Source organism: Citrobacter sp. UYEF32 (genome assembly GCF_040546205.1).
GTDB classification, from domain to species: Bacteria; Pseudomonadota; Gammaproteobacteria; order Enterobacterales; family Enterobacteriaceae; genus Phytobacter; species Phytobacter diazotrophicus.
Genome location: NZ_JBEPNI010000002.1, coordinates 27,276 through 52,857, shown reverse-complemented (window position 1 = coordinate 52,857; position 25,582 = coordinate 27,276). Strand labels below are relative to the sequence as shown.

Below are 25,582 nucleotides of genomic sequence, written 5' to 3'. Positions count from 1 at the left end.
GCACAAAATTCCGCAGATAAAGTAGCATTCTGTGCCAGAAAAAAATCCCGCGGCTGCCGAAACGGCAAAACACATAATTTACATCAATAAATCACAATAATTTCATTGACTTGGTGATTGTTCAATTTTTTAGAACAAGGTCGTCAATTCTCTTAGATTTTCTCTCTCGCAAAAAACCGTGATACTTATCACATCGACGGAACAACGTCTCCTTAACAGAATAACCTGCGAGATTATGACCATGAAAACCATCAAATATGCTGTAGCCGCTATCGCTCTTTCAACCCTTTCTTTCGGTGCTTTCGCTGCACAGGCTATCAGCCCGTCTCAGGCACAGAGCATGAATAAAGTCGGTGTAGTCTCTGCTGACGGCGCGACCACGCTGGACGGCCTTGAAGCACAACTGGCTGAGAAAGCAGCCGCCGCTGGCGCAACGGGTTACAGCATCACGTCCGCGAACAGCAATAATAAAATGAGCGGTACTGCGGTTATCTACAAATAAGAATGTTTTACCCCGTCGGCGACCCTCCGACGGACACTGCTCCAACCCTCATTGACCCTGTTGTTGTTACCCTTTTTGGCCCGTCCAGTGATGAGACGGGCTTTTTTTCGTTTGAACCACGCTTAAAAACTCGCGTCGATACGCGCTAATGCGCTCTCAAGCGTCTCTGACTCGCCGGTTGCCACCAGGCAGCACGCCATCTCAATTTTTATCGACTGAGGAACAGGCTCACTTCCGGCCAGGCAGCGTTCAATCCATTTAGCCGTGGTTTCGGCATCTTTGGCCGCAGGCAGAACGACATCTGTGAGTTCATCCTGACGTTCATAGATAACGCGGCTCCCCTGCGCATCAATCAGATTGATTTGCGGGCAGCGTTGTGGATTGGCGTAAACCTCCCCTTCCGTTCCGTGCATCAGCAAACCTCGCCCACCGATATCGCTAAAGAATTTCCCCACACGCGAGACGTATTCGGGATGCGACACGCTGGAGAGGCGCAGCGCGGCGTCTTTCTCAAACGGTGTGGCCAGTTTCGCCAGCGTATGAGCGCTGTTACGCACGCCCATTATCCAGCGCAGCGCTAACTGTTTTTCCAGCGGCGGGCACAGCGCGCTCACCGGAATGTACACTGGCTGATGTCCATCGAGCCGTGCCTGCGCCTGACCCGCATGGTGCGTCGCCTCAATACCCAGCAGCGCGAAAATGGTTTCGCTGACTACCCGCGTCGGATCCTCGCTGACGCCGTGGACCACTACCGGGAAACCCAGTTTGTGCAATAAAATAGCCAGCAGTGGCGTCAGGTTTGCCTGTTTACGCGCACCGTTGTAGCTTGGGATAACAATCGGCATCGGTTTCGCGACCGGCGGCGTAAGGCGCATCGTACGTTGCTGCATAGCCTCGTAAAAACCGAGCATTTCCGCTTCGCCTTCACCTTTAATACGCAGAGCTATCAGGATGCCCCCTAATTCCAGATCGGGTACATCACCCTCCAGCATCCGGGTGTAAAGCCCCCGGGCGGTATCAAAATCCAGATCGCGGGCATGATTTTTCCCCCGGCCAATCTCTTTAATGATTTTGCGGTAATCCATCAAAACTCCTTACAGGCTCACAATGTCAGCGGCGCTTACGGCGGCTTTGTTTCGGTTTCTTCACTATAACGTCTGGTACATCTGGTTGGGAAATAGGAAAAACCGGCAGCGCGTCCAGCAGACGTTTGCCGTAGCTTTTACTGAGCAGGCGGTTGTCATAAATCACCACTTCACCGTGACAACTGTGGCTACGTATTAAACGCCCCACCTGCTGAATCAGCGTAAAGGAGGCGCTGGGGAGACTTTGCACCTCGAAAGGGTATCGATTGAGGCTTTTAAGCCATTCGCCTTCGGTAATCACCACCGGGCTGTCGATAGGCGGGAAGGCAATTTTATGGATATGCACCTGGGTCAGGTAGTCACCTTTTAAATCAAGCCCTTCGGCGAAGGACTGCAACCCCACCAGCACGCTACGCTCGCCGCCGTCGATACGTTTACGGTGCAGTTCCACCAGACGGTAGCGCGGCTGATCGCCCTGCACCAGCAACAACAGGCGCAGATCGGTCACAAACGTCAAAAAGAGCTGCATCGCCCGCTGACTGGCGAACAAAACCAGCATCCCCCGGTGAGCGTTGCTCTCTACCTGTTCGCGGAAATAAGCCGCCATCTCGGCAAGATGTTCCGCCTCGTTCTCAACCAGCGGGGCATAGCGCATTTGTGGAATGACGATTTTGCCCTGCTCAACATGATTGAACGGCGAATCCAGGCTCACGAAGCGGTCGCCTGCTTTCTCTTTCAGCCCGCTCATCTCCTGCAGGCGCGAAAAACTGTTCAACGAGCGCAGGGTCGCAGAGGTCACAACAATATGCGGCACGCTGCGCCAGAGCAGTTTTTCCAGTTGATCGCTGACGCGGATGCCAACACAGTGGAAATACATATGCAGTTGCCCGTCGCGTACTTCACGGGTTGCCCATTTTGTTACCGGCGCGCCAGAGGCCTGCGCCATTGCCGCCAGCCGCCATAACTTGCTTTGCGCTTCAAACATTCCCAGCGCCCGGTTCATCTGCAACAGAACCCGGTGCAGACGCACAATGTCGTGGCTGCCGGTTTTCTCGCTCAGGTCGTTGAGAAACAGTTCTGCCAGCCCGCGCAGCATATCGGTGAGTTTGGCCAGCCGCTGACAAATAGCCATCACCTCGTCGGGCAACTCCCCCATCGCAAACCGGTGTTCAGCCTCCTGGGCGGCGGGCATATATAAATTGAGGATGTTGTTAAGCGAAGCAATCAGTTCGTAGAGTTCTTCGCAGTGGGCATTCAGGCGCTCGGGCGTCGCCAGCGGCGGCGTGGTTTTCGGGCGAAATTGCTCAAGGCAGGTCGCCACCAGCTTGCAGAAAAGGTCAAGTTGCAGGCGAAACCAGGGGGCGGTGATCTCGGCACTCATCTCCAGCGCATCACGCGCTACATCCGGCAGATGATGGCCTTCATCCAGCACCAGCAGCAGGTTTTTCGGCTCCGGCAACACCGCCTCGCTTTCCATCGCCGCCATCACCAGCGCATGGTTAGCCACCACCACTTCGGCTTCCTGGATCTCACGCCGGGCGACAAAAAACGGGCATTCACGGTAGTAGTGACAATTACGATTGAGACAACTGGCTTTGTCGGTGCTGAGCCGCCGCCAGAGATCGTCTTCGATAGCCTGATCCGTATGATCGCGTAAGCCGTCCCACTTGTAGCTGTCGAGATCGGCTTTCAGCTTCGCGCAGCGCTTCTGCTCTTCCTGATTATTAGGGGTTAATTCGTCATCCAGAAAGGCCAGCAGATCTTGCTGCGAAGGCTCGGTGCTCGCCAGCGCGGTCAGGTTACGCGGGCAGACGTAGCGCCCACGCCCAAAGGCAGCGGTAAAGCGCAAATCGGGGATAATTTTACGCAGCAGCGGCAAATCTTTGCTGTAGATCTGATCCTGCAAGGCGACGTTGGCGGTACTGACCACCAGCGTTTTTTGTTCTTCACGGGCGATGGCAATGCCGGGAATGAGGTACGACAGGGTCTTACCGACGCCTGTCGGCGCTTCAATGGCCAGATGCCGCCCCTCTTCCCCGGCGAGCGTTTTCGCCACATCGGCGATCATCTGCCGCTGCGGTGCACGAGGAATAAAGTCCGGAATCTGTTGTTGCAACGCCTTGTACCAGGCGGCAATTTGCGCTTTTAGCGCGGCGGTGAGGGCCATCGATAAACCTGAAACACTGTATAAACAGCCACTATTGTGGCATTTTTCACGTTTCAGGGGTAACGCTTTTTCGTATTACGGAAAGCCGCTCGCAAAAATGACTCTCGGCAAACCGCTACCCGGCATCCCCCGGATAAAACCGTTCTTCGCAATCACCTGGTTGAGCCGGCTAAGGGTTCCGGGTTGCGACCTGACAGACATTTTCCGTCGCCGCGCCCGTTTTCGCAGACCGGATCACAATTTGGCATACGAATTTACGCAACGCCTTTTGTCACATTGAATAATTTTTTTCGCGGTGCTAGGTTTTAACTGCATTACGCTTGTTACCGACTATCGGGCAAAACCTAAATGCAGACTGAGGGGCCAATCCGCCCATATCTGTATTTATGTCTTGCCCGTTTTTGTTTTCAGGAGTTGGCGATGCTGGTCAAACAAATATTAAATAATAATGTTGTCAGCGCAGTGGATGAGGATGGTCTGGAGGTTATTTTAACCGGTCGGGGGCTGGGGTTTAATACCCACAACGGTGCCAGCATCGACCGTGACGCCATCGATAAAATATTCCGTCTGGAAGATTCGCAAATTTCTGCTCGTTTTAAAGACCTGGTCAGCGAAGTGCCGGTGGATATTTTGCAGTTAACCGCCGATATCATCACTCACGCCCGCAGCGTACTGACGCACAAGCTCAGCGATGGGCTCTATGTGACCCTCGCAGACCACCTGCATTTTGCGCTGCAACGCCAACAAAACAATGAAGTTTTACCCAATCCGCTGGAGTGGGAAGTTCGCCATTTCTACACCGCGGAATACGCCATTGGCCGCCAGGCGCTGGGGATGGTTGTCGCCCGCACCGGAACATTATTACCCGACAGCGAGGCGTGTAGTATCGCTCTGCATATTGTGAATGCCGGGCTCAATGATACCATGGGAAAAACCGCACAAATTACACGGCTTATTTATCAGTTACAAAACATTGTGAAGTATTTTTTTAATATCCCGCTTGATGAGCATAGTCTGAATTACCAGCGATTTATTACTCATCTAAAGTTCTTTGCCCAACGGGTGATTGATGGGGTGGTGTTAAATAATGACGACGAAGAGTTCTTCGAACTGGTCCAGCGCCGTTATCAAACTACGCTGAAATGTGTCGAAGCAATGAATGAGTTCGTCAGCAAGAATTATCACCACCCCATGAGCAACTCGGAAAAGCTCTACCTTGCGGTGCATATTGAGAATATTGTGCAGCGGACGGTGCCCGACGCAGGGAAAGTTTAACGCGTCAGGAAGTCTGAAACATATCGTTATTCCATCCAGGCTTGTTACTGTTCATCCCCTAAATAGACGGGTAGATCAGGCAAACCCCAGAGGAAACAAGGTCCCGGCAAACGCCGGTCATTGTGGATGAAGTCGGTTTTTGACTTCAGTCTGGAGGAATTTTTATGAATTATCAGGACACGGCTCGCCAAATCATCGACAGGATTGGCGGCAAAGAGAACGTACTCTCACTGTTTCACTGCATTACCCGCCTGCGTTTTCTGCTTAAGGATAACGACAAGGCTGACCGCGCCGCCCTCGAAGCTCTTGATGGCGTCATGGGTGTGAATATTTCCGGCGACCAGTTCCAGCTTATTATTGGTAACGACGTCGAACCCTTGTGCAAAGCCCTACTCGCAGTGCTCCCCGATCTCGACAATGCCGCTCGCCCCACCAAACGGCGTAACCCGGTTTCGGTGGTACTGGAAGGCCTGTCGAGTATTTTTTCGCCGATTATTCCGGCCATTGCCGGGGCCGGTATCCTGAAAGGTATGCTGGCGTTGATGGTGGCCATGCAATGGGTGGAAACCACCAACCAGACCTATCAAATCCTGCTGGCAATCAGTGACGGCGTTTTTTACTTCATGCCGTTAGCGCTCTCCTTTAGCGCAGCGAAGAAATTCGGTGCTAACCCCTACGTTGCGGTCGCACTTGCCGCCGTTCTCTTTCATCCTGCTATCCAGACATTGTTTAAAGCCGGCGCGCCGGTGAATTTTATCGGCTTACCGGTTCCCACCGTGAATTACGCCTCAACGGTGATCCCGATTCTGCTTGCCGTGTGGTTGCTCAGTCGTGTTGAGCGCCTCATTGACCGCTTTATGCCCGGCCCGCTGAAAACCATGTTTGTGCCACTGCTGTGCCTGCTGATTGTCACACCCATTACCCTTATCGCCATCGGCCCGGTGGGGATTTATACCGGCAATGCCCTCTCTGGCGGCATTATCTGGCTGGTGGAGAATATGGGGATCGTGGCAGGCGTCGTGGTCGGCGGCACGCTGTCGCTGATCATCATTACCGGCATGCACTATGTGATCGTGCCGATCATGATCAATAACATCAGTACCATGGGCTTCGACCCTATCAAGATCCTTTTTTACATTGCCAACCTCGGGCAGGCCGGTGCCGCCTTCGGCGTCTTCTTGCGTGCTCGTGATAAAAAGCTCAAATCACTGGCGTTGACCACCAGCTTTAGCGCCATGATGGGGATTACCGAACCGGCGATGTACGGGGTCAACATCCGCTACAAACGGCCTTTTGCCGCAGCGTTAGCAGGCGGGGCTTGCGGCGGTGCCTTCGCCATGGCGATGGGAGTGAAAACCTACGCCTTCGCTTTAAGCGGCCTGCCTGGTCTTCCGGCGCTGGTGGGCCCAACCTTTTTGTGGGCGCTGGTCAGTATCGCCATCTCCTTTGTCTGTGCCGCCATCCTCACGGTGATTCTGGGGTTTGAAGAGGCAGCCCAGCCGGTGGTCGCAGGCGTAAGCCCGATGCCTATCGCCCGCTCAGAAGAGAAGCTGTTTGCGCCAGTAAGCGGTGAGCTGAAAGCGCTTAACACCCTGAGCGACCCGGTCTTTGCCGACGAGATTTTCGGCAAAGGACTGGCAATTTATCCCACCACCGGTGAGTTACGTTCCCCTGTTAACGGCAAGGTGGCATCGGTCTTTGAAACTCACCACGCGCTGGCGCTGCAAAGCGATACCGGGGCGGAAATCCTGATTCATATCGGTATCGACACCGTCAAACTCGGCGGCAGGCACTTCACCAGCCATATCGAGGCCGGACAGTTTATCGAAGTGGGCGACCCGCTGGTCACCTTTGATCTTGACGCCTTACGGGCCGAAGGCATTGATCCGAGCGTCATCCTGGTGGTGACCAACAGTGAATGCTACGGCGATATCAGCCCGGTTAAAGCGAACGGCGATGTTGCCAGCCGCGACGAATTTCTGACACTGACCGCATCAGCGGCATGAGGAGCAAGCGCATGACATTTTCTAAATCATTTCCGGAAGGGTTTTTATGGGGTGGCGCGACGGCGGCAAACCAGCTCGAAGGGGCGTGGAACGTCGATGGCAAGGGGCTGTCCGTCTCCGATGTCTATACCTTTGACATCAATACGCCCAAAGAGCGCTGGCTCGATCAATGGCTGGGAATGACCCACGCGCAGGTGCGTGAAGCGCAGGATCCGAACAGCACCAAATATTACCCGAAGCGCAAGGGCAATGACTTTTACCACCACTTCAAAGAGGATATCGCTCTCTTCGCCGGGATGGGCTTTAAATGCTTCCGCATGTCGATTGCCTGGACGCGTCTCTTCCCGCGTGGTGACGAAAGCGAGCCTAACGAAGCCGGGCTTAAGTTCTACGACGAGGTGTTTGACACCCTGCACTCTCACGGTATCGAACCGATTGTTTCCCTCTCCCATTACGAAATGCCGCTGGCGCTGGTGACCGATTACGGCGGCTGGCCGAACCGTCAGTTAGTGGATTTCTATGTGCGTTTCGCCACGACCTGCTTTACCCGTTATCGCAAAAAAGTGAAGTACTGGATGACCTTCAACGAGATTAACTGCGTGAAGCACCACCCGTACGTCAGCGTCGGGGTGATTGAGGAGGATAACCCGCACCTGGAGCAGGATAAATACCAGGGGGCGCATCACCAGTTCGTCGCCAGCGCCCTGGCGACTAAAGCCTGCCATGCGATCATTCCCGACTCGAAAGTCGGCTGCATGATCAGCTACCAGATGCTCTACCCCCACACCTGTCACCCGGACGATTTGCAGGCCTGCGAAGAGATGCAGCGCGTATCTCTGTTCTTTAGCGATGTGCAGGCGCACGGCTACTACCCGGCTTATACCGACCGTATGCTGGCAGAGAAAGGCGTCACGCTGCAAAAAGTGGTGGGTGACGATGAGATCCTGCGTCAGCACCCGGTGGATTTCGTCTCGTTCAGTTATTACATGTCCAGCACCGTCAGCGCCCACCCGGAAAAACTGGAAGGGGCCGAGGGCAACCTGATCACCGGCGGTGTTCGTAACCCGCATCTGCCCACCAGCCAGTGGGGCTGGCAGATTGATCCGAAAGGGCTGCGCCTGGCGCTAAATCAGTTATATGACCGCTATCAGAAGCCGCTGTTTATTGCCGAAAACGGCCTTGGCGCAGTGGACACGGTGAATCCGGACGGCTCAATCGATGACGATTACCGCATTGAGTATCTGCGTCTGCATATCGAACAGATGCGCGAGGCGCTGGCCGATGGCGTGGATCTGTTTGGTTACACCTGGTGGGGGCCAATCGACGTGGTGAGCGCGGGCACCGCGCAAATTTCCAAACGCTACGGGTTTATCTATGTCGATCAGGATGACATGGGTAACGGCACCCAGAAGCGTTCCCTGAAAAAGAGCTACCACTGGTACAAAAAAGTGATCGCCTCCAATGGCGAAGATTTGGCGGATTAAGGAGTGGATATGTCTGTTTTCCCGAACGATTTTTTATGGGGCGGTGCCATTGCCGCCAACCAGGCAGAAGGGGCATGGAATGTGGACGGCAAAGGGCCGTCTATCTCCGATGTGGTACGCGGCGGTATCGCCTCCGGCAAACATGATGCGGTTATCGACCCGCATAAATATTACGCCAGCCATGAAGCCATCGACTTCTATCACCATTACAAAGAAGACGTGGCACTGTTCGCTGAGATGGGCTTTACCTGTTTTCGCACCTCTATCGCCTGGACGCGCATCTTCCCGCGTGGCGATGAAACCTCGCCTAACGAGGCCGGGCTGAAATTTTATGATGACCTGTTTGATGAGCTGCTGAAATACGGTATTCAGCCGGTGATTACGCTCTCCCACTACGAAACACCGCTGGCGCTGTATCAGGAGTATGGCGGCTGGAAGAACCGCAAACTGGTGAATTTCTTCACCCGCTACTGTGAGGTGGTGTTCAGGCGTTATCGCGAGAAGGTCAAATACTGGATGACCTTTAACGAACTGAACAATATGAACCGGATGCCCTTTGCGACAGGCGCGGTTGACCCCAACTCCACGCCGCAGGAGCTATATCAGGCAAACCATCATCAGTTTGTCGCCAACGCGCTGGCCAACAAGCTGTGTCATGAGATTATCCCGGACGCGAAGATAGGTTGCATGCTGTCGCTGAGCACCGTCTACCCGGCCACCTGCAACCCGGAAGATATTTTCTCGACCATGCAGTTGCGCCGCCGTTCACTCTTCTACTCTGATGTGATGATGCTGGGTGAATATCCGGCCTGGACACCACGCCTGTTTCGCGAGCAGAACATTGAGCTGGTCATGGAGGATGGCGATCTCGACCTTATCGCCCGTTACCCGTCCGATTACCTGGGCTTTAGTTATTATCGCAGCGTGCTGCATCAGGCAGGCGGTGAGTTTCGCGTCGACACCGGCGGTACTGTCGGTCAGGACAATCCGTATCTCGAAAAAACCGCCTGGGGCTGGCCGATTGACGCCACAGGTTTCCGTATCGTCTGCAATGAACTGGCGGACCGCTATCGTAAGCCGCTTTTTGTCGTCGAAAACGGCTATGGCGGGGTGGATGAGCCAGATGAAAACGGTGTCATCAACGATACCGCGCGTATTGATTATGGTCGCCAGCATATCCGTGAGATGGGCGAGGCCATTGCCGATGGCTGCGACATCATGGGTTACACCTGGTGGGGACCGATTGATATTGTCAGCGCCGGGACCGGCGAGATGAAAAAACGCTACGGTTTTATCTATGTCGATAAGGACAACGACGGCAACGGTACGCTAAAACGCAGTAAAAAGCGCAGCTTTGACTGGTATAAGCAGGTTATCGCCAGCAACGGCGAAACACTGTAAGGTAATGACGGAGCGGGAGATTTCCCGCTCTGCAAATATTACCGAGACAGACAAGGCTACATGATGAACACATGGAATTTGGTCGTTCCTGAATTACGCCCGGCACTGGCGGATAGCCGCCCCCTCTCCCTGACACAAGACGCTCTCGTTGCCCTTCGCCAACAACGCCAGCAGGCAGCGCTGGCTAACGTGCAAAGTTTCCGGGACATTGGGTTATCGGTGGAAGAACATCTTATCTCCTCACCCGCACATCCTGCCGTCAGAGTCTGTGTCATTACCCCCGCAACGCCGGGGCAGAACCGAATGGGCATTTTGCATATTCACGGCGGCGGTCATCTTTTCGGTAGCCCGGAGCAGTCACTGTCGCTGACCAGCGCCACCGCGTTGCAACACGACTGCGTGATTGTCTCTGTCGATTATCGTCTGGCACCCGAAACGGTCTTTCCGGGGTCGCTGGAGGATTGTTACGCCGCGCTGGTGTGGATGAGCGAGCAGGCCACCGCACTCGGTATCCATTCTGACCATATTGGGCTAATGGGCGACAGCGCAGGGGCCGGACTTGCGGCCTCGCTGGCGCTGCTGACCCGCGATCGCAATGGCCCACGTATTGCCTTTCAGAACCTGATGTTTCCGATGCTCGATGATCGTACGGTGACGGAAGAAAACCCGAATCCGGTGACCGGTGAGTTTGTCTGGACGCGTGAATATAACCGTTTTGGCTGGCGATCGCTGTTGGGCTGCGAGCCGGGCTCGGAAGGGGTGTCGGCTTATGCTGCGCCGGGACGAGCAACGGACCTGACTAATTTGCCACCTACCTGGCTCGGCGTGGGCACGCTGGATCTGTTTCTTGATGAGAATCTTCGCTTTGCGCAGGCGTTAATCCGTGCAGGCGTGGCGGTAGAAATGAATGTGTGGCCTGGGGCGTATCACGGCTTTAACTCTGATCCGCAGGCGCGCGTGGCCCAGCGGGCGCGGGAACAACGTCAGGCATGGATTGTACAATTCAGGCCGACGGCGGTATAAGCTTTTCCCCCTCACCCCTACCCTCTCCCTCCAGGGAGAGGGAGAAAAACAGAGCCGTACTCTGCTCAATCGGCCCCATCTCCCTCCAGGGAGAGGGAGAAAAACAGAGCTGAATTCAGCTCGATCGGCCCTCTCATCCCTCCAGGAAGAGGGAGAAAAACAGAGCTGAATTCAGCTCGATCGACCCTCTCATCCCTCCAGGAAGAGGGAGAAAAACAGAGCTGTACTCTGCTCGATCGACCCCCTCTCCCTCCATGGAGAGGGAGAAAAACAGAGCGAATTCAGCTCGATCGACCCCCTAATCCCTCCAGGAAGAGGGAGAAAAACAGAGCCGTACTCTGCTCAATCGGCCCCCTCTCTCTCCAGGGAGAGGGAGAAAAACAGAGCTGAATTCAGCTCGATCGGCCCTCTCATCCCTCCAGGAACAGGGAGAAAAACAGAGCCGAACTCAGCTCGATCGGCCCCCTCTCCCTCCAGGGAGAGGGCTGGGGTGAGGGGAACATACAGCCCCTTACTCAAACCCAAAAACAAAAAGCCCTGCACGCGGGCAGGGCTTCTTAATCACATCAGGCGTCAGGCGCTCGCCGCGGGTTTACGCGGGCGACGACGGCGCGGTTTCTCACCCGCTGGTTTACTTCCTTCCTGAGTACGTGGCGCTTTCGCTTTCGGCGCGCCACCGTCGTTACGGCGTGGCTGCTGTTGCCCGCGACCACCACCACCGCCCTGACCACGACCACCACGGCCCTGGCTCTGACGACCATTCACAATCGGCTCGGCCTTGATAGACGGATCGGGCTCGTAACCCGGCAGAGCGATACGTGGGATCTCTTTTTTCAGCAGGCGTTCGATGTCACGCAGCAGTTTATGTTCATCGACGCAGACCAGCGACAGCGCTTCACCGGTTGCCGCAGCACGACCGGTACGGCCAATACGGTGTACATAATCTTCCGGCACGTTCGGCAGCTCGTAGTTCACTACGTGCGGCAGCTCTTCGATATCCAGACCTCGGGCCGCAATGTCGGTTGCAACCAGTACGCGGATATCACCCGATTTAAAGTCTGCCAGCGCACGGGTACGCGCGCCCTGACTTTTATTACCGTGGATAGCCGCGCTGCGAATACCGTCTTTATTCAGTTGTTCAGCCAGATGGTTGGCACCGTGTTTGGTGCGGGTGAAGACCAGCACCTGCTGCCAGTTGCCTTCGCCAATCATCTGGGAGAGCAGCTCGCGCTTACGTTTTTTGTCGACCATGTGGACGTGCTGTGTTACCTGCTCAGAAGCGGTGTTGCGGCGTGCCACTTCGATTTCCAGCGGGTTGCGCAGCAGCTTTTCGGCCAGACCTTTGATGTCATCCGAGAAGGTCGCGGAAAACAGCAGATTCTGACGACGCGCAGGCAGTTTAGCCAGCACGCGGCGGATGTCGTGGATAAAGCCCATGTCCAGCATGCGGTCAGCTTCGTCCAGCACCAGGATCTCCACGCTGTCCAGTTTGACGGCGTTCTGGTGTTCCAGATCCAGCAGACGACCCGGCGTGGCGACGAGGATATCGACACCGCTACGCAGCTTCATCATTTGCGGGTTAATGCTCACGCCGCCGAAAACCACCAGCGAGCGCAGGTTCAGATATTTGCTGTAATCACGTACGTTTTCGCCGATTTGCGCGGCAAGTTCGCGCGTTGGCGTCAGGATCAGCGCACGCACCGGGCGACGGCCTTTCGCGTGCGGCTCTTTTTGTACCAGACGTTGCAGCAGCGGCAGCGTAAAGCCCGCGGTTTTGCCAGTACCCGTCTGGGCGCTCGCCATCAGGTCGCGGCCTTCCAACACCGCTGGGATCGCCTGTTGCTGAATAGGGGTTGGCTCACGGTAGCCCTGCTCGTCAACAGCACGCAGAATTTCCGGGTTCAGGCCAAGGGAATCAAAAGACATAACAACTCCGCACCGCCCCGACCATAACAGGTGTAGTTTTCGAGGAGATAATAATATGACAGATGACAAAAACCACAATGTCATGAAGGGGCGGAGTGTAACAGCTTTTGTGACACAGCGCATAAAATATCGCTCTGCTAATCATTGAAGAAATATTTCTCCGATTTTCCCAACCCGTATGGCCCGGGGCCTGGGGAACGGCACGCTATTTTTAGGGGTAAGAGAGTGATAACACCCGACTGGACACGGTGAAAAAATAGCCATAAAGTTAATCAATCGATTGATTAACTTTATTCCACCGATGAATATGAACTCGACGACCAGTAAAGGTGAGCAGGCCAGAAACCAGTTGATTGCCGCTGCCCTCGCACAGTTCGGCGAATACGGGTTGCATGCCACCACGCGCGATATCGCTGCGCTGGCCGGGCAGAATATTGCCGCGATCCCCTACTACTTCGGTTCAAAAGAGGATCTCTATCTCGCCTGCGCCCAGTGGATCGCCGATTTTATTGGCGCAAATTTTCGCCCCCACGCCGAAGCCGCCGAAATCCTGTTTACCCAGGCGGAACCCGATAAAGAGGCGATACGTGAACTGATTCATCGGGCCTGCAAAAACATGATTATGCTGCTCACCCACGATGACACGCTGAATCTGAGTAAATTTATCTCGCGCGAACAGCTCTCCCCTACCCGCGCCTACCAGTTAGTTCATGACCAGGTGATCGCCCCGTTGCACAGCCATCTTACCCGGCTGATTGCGGCTTACACCGGCAGAGAAGCCAATGATACGCAAACCATTTTGCACACCCATGCGCTGATCGGCGAGATCCTCGCCTTCCGCCTGGGTCGGGAAACCATTTTACTGCGCACCGGATGGGCGCAATTCGACGATGAGAAAGCCGACCTGATTTGCCAGGTCATCACGTGCCATATCGATCTTATCCTTCAGGGATTAACAAGGAGTTCCGGGTTATGAAAAAGCCTGTCGTCATCGTGTTGATTGTCGTTATCGTACTCGCCGCGCTTGGCGGGGGCTGGATGTGGTATCAAAGCCGACAGGCAGCCACCCTCACGCTCTACGGGAATGTGGATATTCGCACCGTGAACCTCAGTTTCCGGGTCGGCGGACGTCTCGCTTCACTTGCGGTGGATGAAGGGGATGCGATAACCGCCGGGCAGAAGCTTGGCGAAATCGACAAAGCCCCTTACGAGAATGCCCTTATGCAGGCACAAGCTAATGTCTCGACGGCGAAGGCAAAATACGATCTGGTCACCGCGGGCTATCGCGATGAAGAGATTGCCCAGGCGGCGGCGGCGGTCAATCAGGCGCAGGCGGCCTATGATTACGCGCAAAACTTTTATCAGCGCCAGCAGGGGCTATGGAAAAGCCGGACCATTTCCGCCAACGACCTGGAAAATGCGCGTTCCTCCCGCGACCAGGCGCAAGCCACACTGAAATCGGCGAAGGATAAACTCAGCCAGTACCGTACTGGTAATCGCCCGCAGGAGATAGCCCAGGCCAAAGCCAGCCTCGAACAGGCACAGGCGCAACTGGCGCAATCACAACTGGATTTGCAGGATACCCAACTGGTGTCGCCTTCTAATGGCACTCTGCTCACCCGCGCCGTGGAGCCGGGTAGTATGTTAAATGCCGGGAGTACCGTTCTGACGCTCTCCCTGACCCGCCCGGTTTGGGTTCGCGCCTACATCAGTGAAGCCAATTTACATCAGGCCCAGCCCGGTCAGACGGTATTGTTGTACGTTGATGGACGCCCCAATAAGCCTTACCACGGCAAAATTGGCTTTGTTTCCCCGACGGCTGAATTCACCCCGAAAACCGTGGAAACGCCGGACTTGCGTACCGATTTAGTCTATCGGCTGCGCATTATCGTCACCGACGCCGATTACGCTCTGCGCCAGGGGATGCCGGTTACCGTGAGCTTCGATAATGGAGCACGGAATGAGTGAGGCAACCATCCGTCTGAACGGCCTGGTCAAGCGCTTCGCCGGGATGGAGAAACCCGCCGTCGCCCGTCTGGACTGCACCGTGAAAGCCGGATACGTCACGGGGCTGGTTGGCCCGGATGGCGCGGGGAAAACCACGCTGATGCGCATGCTCGCCGGACTGATGAAACCCGATGAAGGCAGCGCGGAGGTTATTGGCCTGGATCCCATCGCCAACAACAGCGAACTGCATGCCTCGCTCGGTTACATGCCGCAAAAATTCGGCCTGTATGAAGATCTCACGGTGATAGAAAACCTCAACTTGTACGCCGATCTGCGCAGTGTCACCGGGGAACAGCGCCAGGAGACCTTTGCCCGACTGCTTGAATTCACCGCCCTCACCCCCTTTACCGGGCGGCTGGCGGGCAAGTTGTCCGGCGGCATGAAACAGAAACTGGGGCTTGCCTGCACCCTGGTCGGGCAACCGAAAGTGCTGTTGCTGGACGAACCCGGTGTCGGCGTGGACCCGATATCACGCCGTGAACTGTGGCAGATGGTGCATACCCTCGCCGGGGACGGCATGCTGATTTTATGGAGCACCTCTTATCTGGACGAGGCCGAGCAGTGCCGCGATGTGCTGCTGATGAACGAAGGGGAATTGCTTTATCAGGGCGAACCGCGCGCGCTGACGCAAACCATGGCCGGGCGCAGTTTTCTCGCCAGCAGCCCGCAGGAAAACAACCGCCAGCTATTGCAACGCCTGCTGAAACTGCCGCAGGTCAGCGACGGGATGATTCAGGGACGTTCGGTGCGGGTGATTCTGGCGAAAGACTCAACGGTGGACGCCCTGCGCAGCGCATCGTCACTGACCCGGTTAGACATCGAAGAGACCGCGCCGCGCTTTGAAGACGCGTTTATCGACCTGCTGGGCGGTGCCGCGTTCACCCAGTCGCCGCTGGGGGCCATTCTGCATACCGTGGAAGGTACGCCGGATGAGACAGTGATCGAAGCCCGGCAACTGACGAAAAAATTTGGCGATTTCGCCGCCACCGACCACGTCGATTTTGCCGTCAAGCGCGGCGAGATTTTCGGCCTGCTCGGGCCGAATGGCGCGGGGAAATCCACCACCTTCAAGATGATGTGCGGGTTGCTGGTCCCCACCTCCGGCAAAGCGCTGGTACTGAATATGGATTTAAAAACCAGCTCCGGCCAGGCACGCCAGCATCTTGGCTATATGGCGCAAAAATTCTCCCTTTACGGCAACCTGACGGTGGCGCAAAACCTGCGCTTTTTCTCCGGCGTCTACGGCCTGCGGGGACGGGCGCAGCAGGATAAAATCACACGGATGGTGGACGCGTTTGGCCTTAAGGCGATAGCCAATCAGGCAACCGACGCCCTGCCGCTGGGCTTTAAGCAACGCCTGGCGCTGGCCTGCGCGCTGATGCATGAGCCGGACATTCTGTTCCTCGATGAGCCGACATCCGGCGTCGACCCGCTGACCCGCCGCGAGTTCTGGCTGCACATTAACAGCATGGTGGAGAAAGGGGTCACGGTCATGGTCACCACCCACTTTATGGATGAAGCCGAATATTGCGACCGCATCGGGCTGGTCTATCGCGGTAAACTTATCGCCAGCGGCACACCGGATGCCCTGAAAGCGCAAACGGCCGATGCGGAGCATACCGACCCGACGATGGAGCATGCCTTTATCACGCTGATCCATAACTGGGATAAGGAGCATCACGATGCATAGCCCTCTCTCCCTGCGTCGCGTGCGCGCGCTCTGCGTCAAAGAGACGCGCCAGATTGTGCGCGATCCCAGTAGCTGGCTGATTGCGGTGGTGATCCCGTTAATGCTGCTGTTTATTTTCGGCTACGGCATAAACCTGGACTCCAGCAAGCTGCGCGTGGGCATTTTACTGGAGCAGCACAGCGAAGAGGCGCTGGACTTCGCCCATACGATGACCGGCTCTCCGTGGTTTGACGCGACGGTCAGCGATAATCGCCAGCAGCTCATTCAGATGATGCAGGCCGGGCGCATTCGCGGGCTGGTGGTCATTCCGGTGAATTTTGCCGAACAGATGGCACGCCCCGGTGAAGATGCGCCGCTACAAGTGATCACCGATGGCAGCGAACCTAATACCGCCAACTTCGTTCAGGGCTATGTACAGGGGATCTGGCAGGTCTGGCAACAACAGCGGGCCGACGATCGCGGCGAAAGTTTCGAACCGCTGATTGACGTGCAGATGCGCTACTGGTTTAACCCCGCCGCCATCAGCCAGCATTTTATTATCCCCGGCGCGGTCACCATCATCATGACAGTGATCGGCGCGATCCTCACCTCGCTGGTGGTGGCGCGCGAATGGGAGCGCGGCACTATGGAGGCGCTGCTCTCTACCGAAGTTACCCGTACCGAACTCCTGCTCTGCAAGCTTATCCCCTACTACTTCCTCGGAATGCTGGCCATGTTGCTGTGTATGCTGGTGTCGGTATTTATTCTCGGGGTGCCGTATCGCGGTTCGCTGGTGCTCCTGTTTTTTATCACCAGCCTCTTTCTGCTCAGCACTTTGGGGATGGGGTTACTGATTTCGACCATTACGCGCAATCAGTTCAATGCCGCGCAGGTGGCGCTTAACGCCGCCTTTTTGCCGTCGATCATGTTGTCCGGGTTTATCTTCCAGATTGACAGTATGCCTGCGGTGATCCGGGCGGTGACCTACATTATTCCGGCGCGCTACTTCGTTAGTACCCTGCAAAGCCTGTTTCTGGCAGGCAATATCCCGGTGGTACTGGTCATCAATGTGCTGTTTCTGTTGGCTTCGGCAATCATGTTTATTGGCCTGACGTGGGTGAAAACCAAACGGCGGCTGGATTAGGGAGGCACCATGTTTCATCGCTTATGGACACTGATTCGCAAAGAGTTGCAGTCGCTGCTGCGCGAACCGCAGACCCGCGCCATTTTGATTCTGCCGGTTGTCATCCAGGTGTTGCTGTTCCCGTTTGCCGCGACGCTGGAGGTCACTAACGCCACCATTGCCGTTTATAACGAAGATAACGGCAAACATGCGGTGGAGCTGACCCAGCGCTTTGCCAGGGCAAAAGCCTTCACCCATGTGCTGATGCTGAAAAGCCCGCAGGAGATTCGCCCGACAATCGACGAGCAAAAAGCGCTGCTGCTGGTGCGTTTTCCGGCTGACTTTTCCCGCAAGCTGGATACCTTCACCCAGGCACCGCTACAGCTAATTCTCGATGGACGAAACTCTAACAGCGCGCAGATTGCCGCCAATTACCTGCAAGAGATCGTTAAAGAGTATCAACAGGAGCTGATAGAGGGGAAAACGAAACCGAACAACAGCGAACTGGTGATCCGCAACTGGTACAACCCAAACCTGGATTACAAATGGTTCGTGGTGCCATCGCTTATCGCCATGATCACCACCATTGGCGTGATGATCGTTACCTCACTCTCGGTTGCTCGCGAACGGGAACAGGGTACGCTGGATCAACTGCTGGTCTCACCGCTGGCGACCTGGCAAATTTTTGTCGGCAAAGCGGTACCTGCGCTGGTGGTGGCGACGTTCCAGGCTACCATCGTGCTGCTCGCCGGGATCCTTGCCTATAACATCCCCTTTGCCGGATCGCTACTGCTGTTCTATTTCACGATGCTGATTTACGGCTTGTCGCTGGTAGGGTTTGGCCTGCTGATCTCGTCCCTGTGCTCAACACAGCAGCAGGCGTTTATTGGGGTGTTTGTCTTTATGATGCCCGCTATTCTGCTTTCGGGATATGTGTCGCCGGTCGAGAATATGCCGGTCTGGCTGCAGGATCTGACATGGATTAACCCTATCCGCCATTTTACGGACATTACCAAGCAGATCTATTTGAAGGATGCGAGCTTCGCGATTGTCTGGCAAAGCGTGTGGCCGCTACTGGTGATAACGGCCACCACGGGTTCAGCGGCCTATGCGATGTTCCGGCGTAAGGTGATGTAACCTTACGCCGCTCGCACCTTAAACTTTGAAGGATTTGGACGGGATACGCTTCTCTTTTGCCAGCAGGGAGACCACCGCTGGACCGGCGAGGATAACCAGCCCGACCAGGGCCAGCAGCAGGTTGTTTTGCATGACGCGTGACAGCAGCCACAGCACGATCATGGCAACCCCGAAATACCAGGTGGTGGTCAACTCTTCCAGCACATCGCCAATGCCGCGCCAGCGCTCTTCGTGGTGGCGCTGCAAAAACAGCATCAACAGCACCGTTACGCTATAAAGGACGCACAGACCCAGGCCGACCCGCACCAGCGCGCCGCTCATCCAGGCTGTTACTAACACCGCCACAACCAGCATATGCAACATAATCTGCCAGCAACTCAGACCGGTTGCGACACGAACACGTTGTTGCCACTTCATGGCATCTCTCCTGACGAATTTTTCTCTTAACAAAGAGTACTGATATTTACAGAAAATTCCGTAACCCCGCATCTTTTTGTGACAGAGACTACAATTTATTTTCATCAGGATAGTGAGGCTGGCAGGAGAATTATGACCCAACAAACTCGTCAATTTTCATTGAAAGTACTCACCATAAATACCCATAAAGGCTTTACTGCCTTTAACCGGCGTTTCATTTTGCCGGAACTTCGCGACGCGGTGCGCACCGTCAGCGCCGATATTGTTTGCCTGCAAGAAGTGATGGGCGCGCATGAGGTTCATCCGCTGCATGTGGAGAACTGGCCGGATACCACCCACTACGAATTTCTTGCTGATGCTATGTGGAGCGATTACGCCTATGGGCGTAATGCTGTCTACCCTGAAGGCCACCACGGTAACGCCGTGCTTTCCCGTTTTCCTATCGAACACTATGAGAACCGCGACGTGTCCGTGGACGGCAGTGAAAAACGCGGCCTGCTCTATTGTCGTATCGTGCCGCCTGATATTGAGCGGCCGGTGCATGTGATTTGTGTGCATCTGGGCTTACGTGAAGCCCATCGCCAGGCACAGCTCACGATGCTGGCGGAATGGGTAAATTCGCTGCCGGAAAATGAACCGGTGGTGGTGGCTGGCGACTTTAACGACTGGCGGCAGCGGGCGAACCATCCGTTAAAAGTCCAGGCCGGGCTGGAAGAGATCTTTACCCGCGCCCATGGCCGCCCTGCCCGCACCTTTCCGGTCAGCCTGCCGCTGTTACGTCTGGACCGTATCTATGTCAAAAATGCTGGCGTCAGCTCGCCCACAGCACTGCCGCTGCGCAACTGGCGCCATTTATCCGACCATGCCCCTCTGAGTGCGGAGATCCACCTATGAAATGCACATGGAAAGAGGGTAATCGTATTGAGCTTCTCGAAAATGGCGAAAACTTTTACCCGGCGGTGTATTCCGCTATTGAGCAGGCACAGCAGAAAGTTATCCTCGAAACCTTTATCTGGTTTGAAGATGAAGTAGGACGTGAGTTGCATGCTGTTTTACTCAAAGCGGCCCGTCGCGGCGTGAATATCGAAGTGTTGCTCGACGGCTATGGTTCGCCGGATCTCAGCGATGAATTCGTCAATACGCTCACCTCTGCTGGCGTCGTCTTCCGCTACTACGATCCCCGTCCACGTCTGTTCGGTTTGCGGACCAACGTCTTTCGCCGCATGCACCGTAAAATCGTGGTGATCGATAACACGGTGGCATTTGTCGGCGGCATTAATTATTCCGCTGAACATGTCACCAGCTACGGCCCCGAAGCCAAGCAGGACTATGCCGTGCGGGTTGAAGGCCCGGTGGTGGCTGACATTTTGCAATTTGAAGTGGAAAATCTGCCTGAAAACGCGCCGGTCAGACGCTGGTGGCAACGACGTCGCCACCAGGCGGAGGATAACCGCACGCCCGGTGAAGCTCAGGCGCTGTTTGTCTGGCGCGACAATGACGATCACCGTGATGACATTGAACGCCACTACCTCAAAATGCTCGCCAATGCGAAGCGCGAAGTGATTATCGCCAATGCCTATTTCTTTCCCGGCTACCGCCTGCTGCATGCAATGAAAAACGCGGCCCGCCGGGGCGTACGAGTGAAGCTCATCGTACAAGGCGAGCCGGATATGCCAATCGTCAAAGTTGGCGCCGAGCTGCTCTATAACTATCTTTTGAAAGGGGGCGTTCAGGTCTACGAATATCGCCGTCGCCCACTGCATGGCAAGGTGGCGTTAATGGACGATCACTGGGCAACCATCGGGTCGAGCAACCTTGACCCGTTAAGCCTGTCGCTAAATCTTGAAGCCAATCTGATCATTCACGATCGGGAATTCAACCAGACGCTGCGCGACAACCTCAACGCGATTATCGCCAAAGACTGCCTGCGAGTGGACGAATCGATGGCACCTAAGCGGACCTGGTGGAATCTCGCCAAGAGCGTGGTGGTGTTCCACTTCCTGCGCCATTTTCCTGCACTCGTTGGCTGGCTGCCCGCACATACGCCAAGGCTGGCCCAGGTGAAGCCCCCCATCCAGCCGGAAATAGAGACTCAGGATCGCGTCGCTTCTGAAAATTCCGGAGGGAAATCCTGATGGCGAAATCACATCCACGCTGGCGACTGGCAAAAAAAGTTCTCACCTGGCTCTTTTTTATCGCCGTTGCCGTCCTGTTAGTGCTGTATGCCCAGAAGGTCAACTGGGATGATGTCTGGAAGGTTATTCACGACTATAACCGCATCGTGTTGTTGGGTGCCGCCGCGCTGGTCGTGGTCAGTTATTTGATTTATGGCTGCTACGACCTGCTGGGTCGCGCCTATTGCGGACATAAACTGGCTAAACGTCAGGTAATGCTGGTGTCGTTTATCTGTTATGCCTTTAACCTGACGCTCAGCACCTGGGTGGGCGGGATCGGCATGCGTTATCGTCTCTATTCCCGCCTGGGATTACCCAGCAGCACCATCACGCGGATTTTCTCGCTCAGCATCACCACCAACTGGCTGGGGTATATTTTACTCGGCGGCATCATCTTTACCTTCGGCGTGGTGGATATCCCGGCGCACTGGTACATCTCCGACACGACACTGCGCGTTATTGGCGTGGTGTTGCTGCTCTTTATCGCCTTCTATCTGTGGGCCTGCGGCTTTGCGAAACGTCGCCATTTCACGATTAGAGGACAGAAGTTAGTGATTCCCTCGTGGAAATTTGCCCTTGCCCAGATGGCCATTTCCAGCGCCAACTGGATAGCTATGGGGGTGATTATCTGGCTGCTGATGGGGCACCAGGCCAACTTCTTCTTTGTGCTGGGCGTGTTGCTGGTCAGCAGTATCGCCGGCGTGATTGTCCATATCCCGGCGGGGATTGGCGTGCTGGAAGCCGTCTTTCTGGCACTGCTGGCCGGGGAACATATGTCACAAGGGGTTATCATCGCAGCCCTGCTGGCCTACCGCGTACTCTATTATTTTATCCCGCTACTGCTGGCGCTGATTGCCTATCTGATACTGGAAAGTCGGGCGAAGAAACTGCGTGCGAAAAATGAAAAGGCGATGGCAAAAGGTTGATTAGCGGGAGCGTATGCCATCAATCACATAGCTTGCCAGACGTAGCAGTTCAAACACGAGACTGGCAATATTCAGCCAGACCCGCAATGCGCCATGGATGGCGCAGGCCTGTACCGTGGTAAATCGTTTCATATAGAGTTCGCGGGCGGATATCTGAATCCGTGAACTGCTGCCCGCCGTCGTTAATCCAAACAGCAATACCATCACCAGGCAGCCAATCCACTCCAATGGGCCATTGTGCAACCCGATATTAACCAGCGCCGTCAGGCTAAGCCCCACCAGCAACATCAACAAATAATAGCCACCGCCGCTGATATTGTTGCCCGCATAATGGGCGAAAACCGCGCTGATGGCGAACATCGCGCCGGTTACGCCCAGCGCTAAGGCGATTCCCGCCCAGGAGAAGATGCAGGCGAAAAGTAGCCCGGTCAGCAGGTTCATCAAGATGAGCCAGAACAGCGCCAGCGGCGTACTAAAGCGCTCAAAGAGGCAGTAAAGGAGAAGACCGCTGATAAATAAGGCGGCAATCATCACAAGGATGGCAGGGCCGGGAATAAACCACGCCTGAATAACGGGAAGATGCAGCGCCAGCCAGGCAACACCGATACCCAGCACCATGCCCGCAGCCAGCCACAGGCAGATATTAACGATAAGTTCCGTGGGTTTAATGTGCGGCGGCGAAAGCCAACCAAAAGGTTTCATCTCTTCTCCCTGAGGTGAACAAGCCGCACCCGGTTATGTCCGGGTGCGGCTTGTGCTTTTCACTGGCTATCTGACGTCCCCCAGCCGGGATAACATTAACGACGGTTGCCGAAGATACGCAACAGCATCAGGAACAGGTTGATAAAGTCGAGATAGAGCGTTAACGCCCCTAAAATCGAATATTTCCGCAGATGCGCTTTATCATTCACATCAAGCTGTGTGCCGATGTCTTTGAGTTTCTGGGTGTCATACGCGGTCAGCCCGACAAAAATAACCACCCCGATATAGGTCACCGCCCACATCAGCGTTTCACTTTTCAGCCAGAAGTTAACCAGGGAAGCCAGAAGGATACCGATTAGCCCCATAAACAGCATACTGCCAAGACCGCTCAGGTCGCGTTTGGTGGTATAGCCGTAGAGGCTCATCGCGCCGAACATCCCGGCGGTAACGACAAAGGTCGCCGCAATAGACTCCGCGGTGTAGGCATACAGGATGCCCGAAAGCGTCAGCCCGGTCAGGGCGGAATAGAGCATAAACAGCGTGGTCGCCATGCCCGCGCTGAGTTTGTGGATCAGGCCGGAGAGCACAAAAACCAGCGCCAGTTGCGCAATAATCAGCCCGAAGAAGACCACCCGGCTGGAGTAGATAGCCATTAATACGGCTTCATTAAATACCGTATACCAGGCGATAAAAGCCGTCAGCAGTAGCCCACAGGTCATCCAACCATAGACCTGCGCCATATAGGTTTGCAAACCGGCACGGGCGGGTGAAACGATAGAATCGGAACGCGGGAATCTGTCCATAATGACGCCTCAAAAAGTGGATACCCATCTTCAAGATTAACACAATCCCGACAAAGCGTTACCAGCGTTGCGCCGCCTGTTTATCGCTATCGCGCGCCTCTACCCAGCGCTCGCCCTGCGCCGTGGCTTCGCGCTTCCAGAACGGCGCACGCGTCTTAAGGTAATCCATAATGAACTGCCCTGCCTCAAAGGCGCTGCTGCGGTGTGCGCTGGTCACGCCGACGAAGACGATGTCGTCGCCAGGCCAGAGTTCGCCCACGCGATGAATCACCGTGACGTTACCAAGTGGCCAGCGCTCACGCGCATCATCAACAATCCCGGCCAGCGTCTTTTCAGTCATCCCCGGATAGTGTTCAAGCGTCAGAGCGCTGACATTATCGCCAAGGTTATGGTTACGCACTTTGCCGGTAAAGGTCACTACCGCGCCGTCTTCATCCCGCGCATTCAGCCATTGATACTCTTCGCCGACGTTAAACGGCGCGTGGCCAACCACGATACGTGTCTGCGCCATCTCAGCCTCCGGTCACCGGCGGAAAAAACGCCACTTCGTCGCCATCGGTAAGGGGAGTGTCAAAGCTCACCAGCGTCTGGTTTACCGCCGCCAGCAGTTTGCCCTCTTCCAGCGCCAGCGCCCAACGATCGTTACGCGCGGCAAGGTGTTGGCGTAACGCTTCGACAGACGGAAAGATCTCGCCCAGCGTCAACCGGTCACACCCGGTCAGTTCGCGCACCTGCGCGAAAAAAAGTACATTAATCATTTGCTTCTACCTTGAAATCACCGGACTTACCGCCGCTTTTCGCCAGCAGACGTACCGGGCCAATGACCATATCCTTCTGCACGGCTTTGCACATATCGTAAATCGTCAATGCGGCTACCGACGCCGCCGTCAGCGCTTCCATTTCCACGCCCGTTTTGCCCGTCAGACGGCATAGCGACTCAATGCGAACCCGGTTATGTTCCGGCTGTGCCTGTAATTGCACTTCCACTTTGCTAAGCAACAGCGGGTGACACAGCGGAATCAAATCCCAGGTGCGTTTTGCCGCCTGGATGCCCGCAATGCGCGCCGTGGCAAAGACATCACCTTTGTGATGGCTGCCGTCAATAATCATCGCCAGCGTTTGTGGCTGCATGGTGACAAACGCTTCGGCGCGCGCTTCCCGCACGGTTTCTGCTTTGGCGGAGACATCCACCATATGCGCTTCGCCGTCGGCGTTAATATGGGTCAGTTGTGACATAAATTAAGGCTTAATGTGGGAGTGAAAATTACACGGACGCGTGCGCGCATCGAGTTGCGGCGCGATGATATTGTCCCATGCGGTGCGACAGGCTTTGGTGGAGCCCGGCATCGCGAAAATCAGCGTCTTGTTGGCGATACCAGCAAGCGCACGTGATTGCAGCGTAGAGGTGCCTATCTCTTCGAAAGAGAGCATCCGGAACAGCTCACCAAACCCTTCTACTTCACGGTCAAACAGCGGCAATAAGGCCTCCGGCGCCTGGTCGCCCTCGGTAAAACCGGTGCCGCCGTTAATCAGCACCACCTGGACGTCATCGCTGGCAATCCACACAGAGACCTGCGCCCGAATGGCATAGCGATTCTCTTTGACAATGGCTTTCGCCACCACTTTATGTCCCGCCTCCAGCGCTGAGTCGCGCAGGAAATGGCCTGAGGTGTCGTCTTCTTCGCCACGACGGCTGGAAACCGTAAGAATCGCGATACGGGTAGGGATAAATTCAGTACTAACCTGACTCATTGC

Annotated in this window: 24 protein-coding genes; 14 read left to right on the top strand and 10 right to left on the bottom strand. The window is 55.4% G+C overall.

Features of this window, described 5'->3' with window-relative positions:
* Nucleotides 1-241: 241 nt before the first annotated feature.
* Nucleotides 242-502, top strand: coding sequence for a DUF1471 family protein YbiJ (ybiJ, locus tag ABIB59_RS04540; protein ID WP_039077264.1), 261 nt, complete (start codon nt 242-244; stop codon nt 500-502).
* Nucleotides 503-624: 122 nt separating this feature from the next.
* On the opposite strand, the gene ybiB is transcribed toward ybiJ, so the two are convergent.
* Both ybiB and dinG read right to left on the bottom strand, forming a co-directional pair.
* Complete coding sequence (gene ybiB / locus ABIB59_RS04535; protein WP_039077211.1) at nt 625-1,587, bottom strand: DNA-binding protein YbiB; 963 nt, start codon at nt 1,585-1,587, stop codon at nt 625-627.
* A gap of 25 nt (nt 1,588-1,612) precedes the next feature.
* The gene (gene dinG, locus ABIB59_RS04530; protein ID WP_071195609.1) at nt 1,613-3,754 is read right to left on the bottom strand and encodes an ATP-dependent DNA helicase DinG; all 2,142 of its coding nucleotides are present in this window, start codon (nt 3,752-3,754) and stop codon (nt 1,613-1,615) included.
* 420 nt (nt 3,755-4,174) lie between these two features.
* Here dinG and licT point away from each other — a divergent pair, with 420 nt between their 5' ends.
* The 5 genes from licT to ABIB59_RS04505 all read left to right on the top strand — a co-directional run bounded on the left by licT (nt 4,175) and on the right by ABIB59_RS04505 (nt 10,943).
* Nucleotides 4,175-5,029, top strand: a complete 855-nt coding sequence (licT, locus tag ABIB59_RS04525) for a BglG family transcription antiterminator LicT (protein ID WP_039077213.1) — start codon at nt 4,175-4,177, stop codon at nt 5,027-5,029.
* A gap of 164 nt (nt 5,030-5,193) precedes the next feature.
* Entirely contained in the window at nt 5,194-7,035 is a 1,842-nt protein-coding gene (locus ABIB59_RS04520) for a beta-glucoside-specific PTS transporter subunit IIABC (RefSeq protein ID WP_354034196.1), read from the top strand.
* An 11-nt stretch (nt 7,036-7,046) separates the two neighbouring features.
* Complete coding sequence (locus ABIB59_RS04515) at nt 7,047-8,519, top strand: glycoside hydrolase family 1 protein (RefSeq protein ID WP_039077215.1); 1,473 nt, start codon at nt 7,047-7,049, stop codon at nt 8,517-8,519.
* Between the two features lie 9 nt (nt 8,520-8,528).
* Nucleotides 8,529-9,920, top strand: a complete 1,392-nt coding sequence (locus ABIB59_RS04510) for a glycoside hydrolase family 1 protein (RefSeq protein WP_354034194.1) — start codon at nt 8,529-8,531, stop codon at nt 9,918-9,920.
* Between the two features lie 63 nt (nt 9,921-9,983).
* Nucleotides 9,984-10,943 carry an alpha/beta hydrolase gene (locus tag ABIB59_RS04505; RefSeq protein ID WP_354034934.1) on the top strand — a complete coding sequence of 320 codons (960 nt, stop codon included), beginning with the start codon at nt 9,984-9,986 and terminating at the stop codon, nt 10,941-10,943.
* Nucleotides 10,944-11,516: 573 nt separating this feature from the next.
* Here ABIB59_RS04505 and rhlE read toward each other — a convergent pair.
* Nucleotides 11,517-12,869, bottom strand: coding sequence for an ATP-dependent RNA helicase RhlE (rhlE, locus tag ABIB59_RS04500; RefSeq protein ID WP_039077218.1), 1,353 nt, complete (start codon nt 12,867-12,869; stop codon nt 11,517-11,519).
* A 301-nt stretch (nt 12,870-13,170) separates the two neighbouring features.
* Between rhlE and cecR the strand changes: the two genes are divergently transcribed.
* From cecR to ABIB59_RS04475, 5 genes are read left to right on the top strand one after another with little or no spacing between them, the layout of a single operon-like run.
* Nucleotides 13,171-13,845, top strand: a complete 675-nt coding sequence (cecR, locus tag ABIB59_RS04495; RefSeq protein ID WP_039077219.1) for a transcriptional regulator CecR — start codon at nt 13,171-13,173, stop codon at nt 13,843-13,845.
* Nucleotides 13,842-14,837 (top strand): secretion protein HlyD, encoded by a 996-nt coding sequence (gene hlyD / locus ABIB59_RS04490; protein ID WP_354034191.1) that lies wholly within the window; start codon nt 13,842-13,844, stop codon nt 14,835-14,837. Before cecR ends, hlyD begins: the two co-directional genes overlap by 4 nt.
* The gene (locus ABIB59_RS04485; protein ID WP_354034189.1) at nt 14,830-16,566 is read left to right on the top strand and encodes an ATP-binding cassette domain-containing protein; all 1,737 of its coding nucleotides are present in this window, start codon (nt 14,830-14,832) and stop codon (nt 16,564-16,566) included. Before hlyD ends, ABIB59_RS04485 begins: the two co-directional genes overlap by 8 nt.
* Nucleotides 16,559-17,689 (top strand): ABC transporter permease, encoded by a 1,131-nt coding sequence (locus ABIB59_RS04480; protein WP_107222935.1) that lies wholly within the window; start codon nt 16,559-16,561, stop codon nt 17,687-17,689. Before ABIB59_RS04485 ends, ABIB59_RS04480 begins: the two co-directional genes overlap by 8 nt.
* A gap of 9 nt (nt 17,690-17,698) precedes the next feature.
* On the top strand, nt 17,699-18,805 hold the full coding sequence (locus ABIB59_RS04475; protein WP_071195602.1) for an ABC transporter permease: 1,107 nt from the start codon (nt 17,699-17,701) through the stop codon (nt 18,803-18,805).
* Between the two features lie 18 nt (nt 18,806-18,823).
* On the opposite strand, the gene ABIB59_RS04470 is transcribed toward ABIB59_RS04475, so the two are convergent.
* Nucleotides 18,824-19,222 carry a YbhQ family protein gene (locus tag ABIB59_RS04470; protein WP_039077224.1) on the bottom strand — a complete coding sequence of 133 codons (399 nt, stop codon included), beginning with the start codon at nt 19,220-19,222 and terminating at the stop codon, nt 18,824-18,826.
* Between the two features lie 132 nt (nt 19,223-19,354).
* On the opposite strand from ABIB59_RS04470, the gene ABIB59_RS04465 reads away from it, so the two are divergent.
* Genes ABIB59_RS04465 through ABIB59_RS04455 form a run of 3 tightly spaced genes read left to right on the top strand, consistent with a single transcriptional unit; the run spans nt 19,355 to nt 22,322 of the window.
* Entirely contained in the window at nt 19,355-20,116 is a 762-nt protein-coding gene (locus tag ABIB59_RS04465; protein ID WP_039077225.1) for an endonuclease/exonuclease/phosphatase family protein, read from the top strand.
* The gene (gene clsB, locus ABIB59_RS04460) at nt 20,113-21,357 is read left to right on the top strand and encodes a cardiolipin synthase ClsB (RefSeq protein ID WP_354034186.1); all 1,245 of its coding nucleotides are present in this window, start codon (nt 20,113-20,115) and stop codon (nt 21,355-21,357) included. Before ABIB59_RS04465 ends, clsB begins: the two co-directional genes overlap by 4 nt.
* On the top strand, nt 21,357-22,322 hold the full coding sequence (locus ABIB59_RS04455; RefSeq protein ID WP_071195599.1) for a lysylphosphatidylglycerol synthase domain-containing protein: 966 nt from the start codon (nt 21,357-21,359) through the stop codon (nt 22,320-22,322). Before clsB ends, ABIB59_RS04455 begins: the two co-directional genes overlap by 1 nt.
* On the opposite strand, the gene ABIB59_RS04450 is transcribed toward ABIB59_RS04455, so the two are convergent.
* The 6 genes from ABIB59_RS04450 to moaB all read right to left on the bottom strand — a co-directional run bounded on the left by ABIB59_RS04450 (nt 22,323) and on the right by moaB (nt 25,579).
* On the bottom strand, nt 22,323-23,024 hold the full coding sequence (locus tag ABIB59_RS04450) for a Bax inhibitor-1/YccA family protein (protein ID WP_354034184.1): 702 nt from the start codon (nt 23,022-23,024) through the stop codon (nt 22,323-22,325).
* A 95-nt stretch (nt 23,025-23,119) separates the two neighbouring features.
* Entirely contained in the window at nt 23,120-23,827 is a 708-nt protein-coding gene (locus tag ABIB59_RS04445) for a Bax inhibitor-1/YccA family protein (RefSeq protein ID WP_039077229.1), read from the bottom strand.
* A 58-nt stretch (nt 23,828-23,885) separates the two neighbouring features.
* On the bottom strand, nt 23,886-24,338 hold the full coding sequence (gene moaE, locus ABIB59_RS04440) for a molybdopterin synthase catalytic subunit MoaE (protein WP_039077230.1): 453 nt from the start codon (nt 24,336-24,338) through the stop codon (nt 23,886-23,888).
* Nucleotide 24,339: 1 nt separating this feature from the next.
* On the bottom strand, nt 24,340-24,585 hold the full coding sequence (gene moaD / locus ABIB59_RS04435) for a molybdopterin synthase sulfur carrier subunit (protein ID WP_354034181.1): 246 nt from the start codon (nt 24,583-24,585) through the stop codon (nt 24,340-24,342).
* Nucleotides 24,578-25,063 carry a cyclic pyranopterin monophosphate synthase MoaC gene (moaC, locus tag ABIB59_RS04430; RefSeq protein WP_107222938.1) on the bottom strand — a complete coding sequence of 162 codons (486 nt, stop codon included), beginning with the start codon at nt 25,061-25,063 and terminating at the stop codon, nt 24,578-24,580. Before moaC ends, moaD begins: the two co-directional genes overlap by 8 nt.
* Nucleotides 25,064-25,066: 3 nt before the next feature.
* On the bottom strand, nt 25,067-25,579 hold the full coding sequence (gene moaB / locus ABIB59_RS04425; RefSeq protein ID WP_039077233.1) for a molybdenum cofactor biosynthesis protein B: 513 nt from the start codon (nt 25,577-25,579) through the stop codon (nt 25,067-25,069).
* Nucleotides 25,580-25,582: the final 3 nt, after the last annotated feature.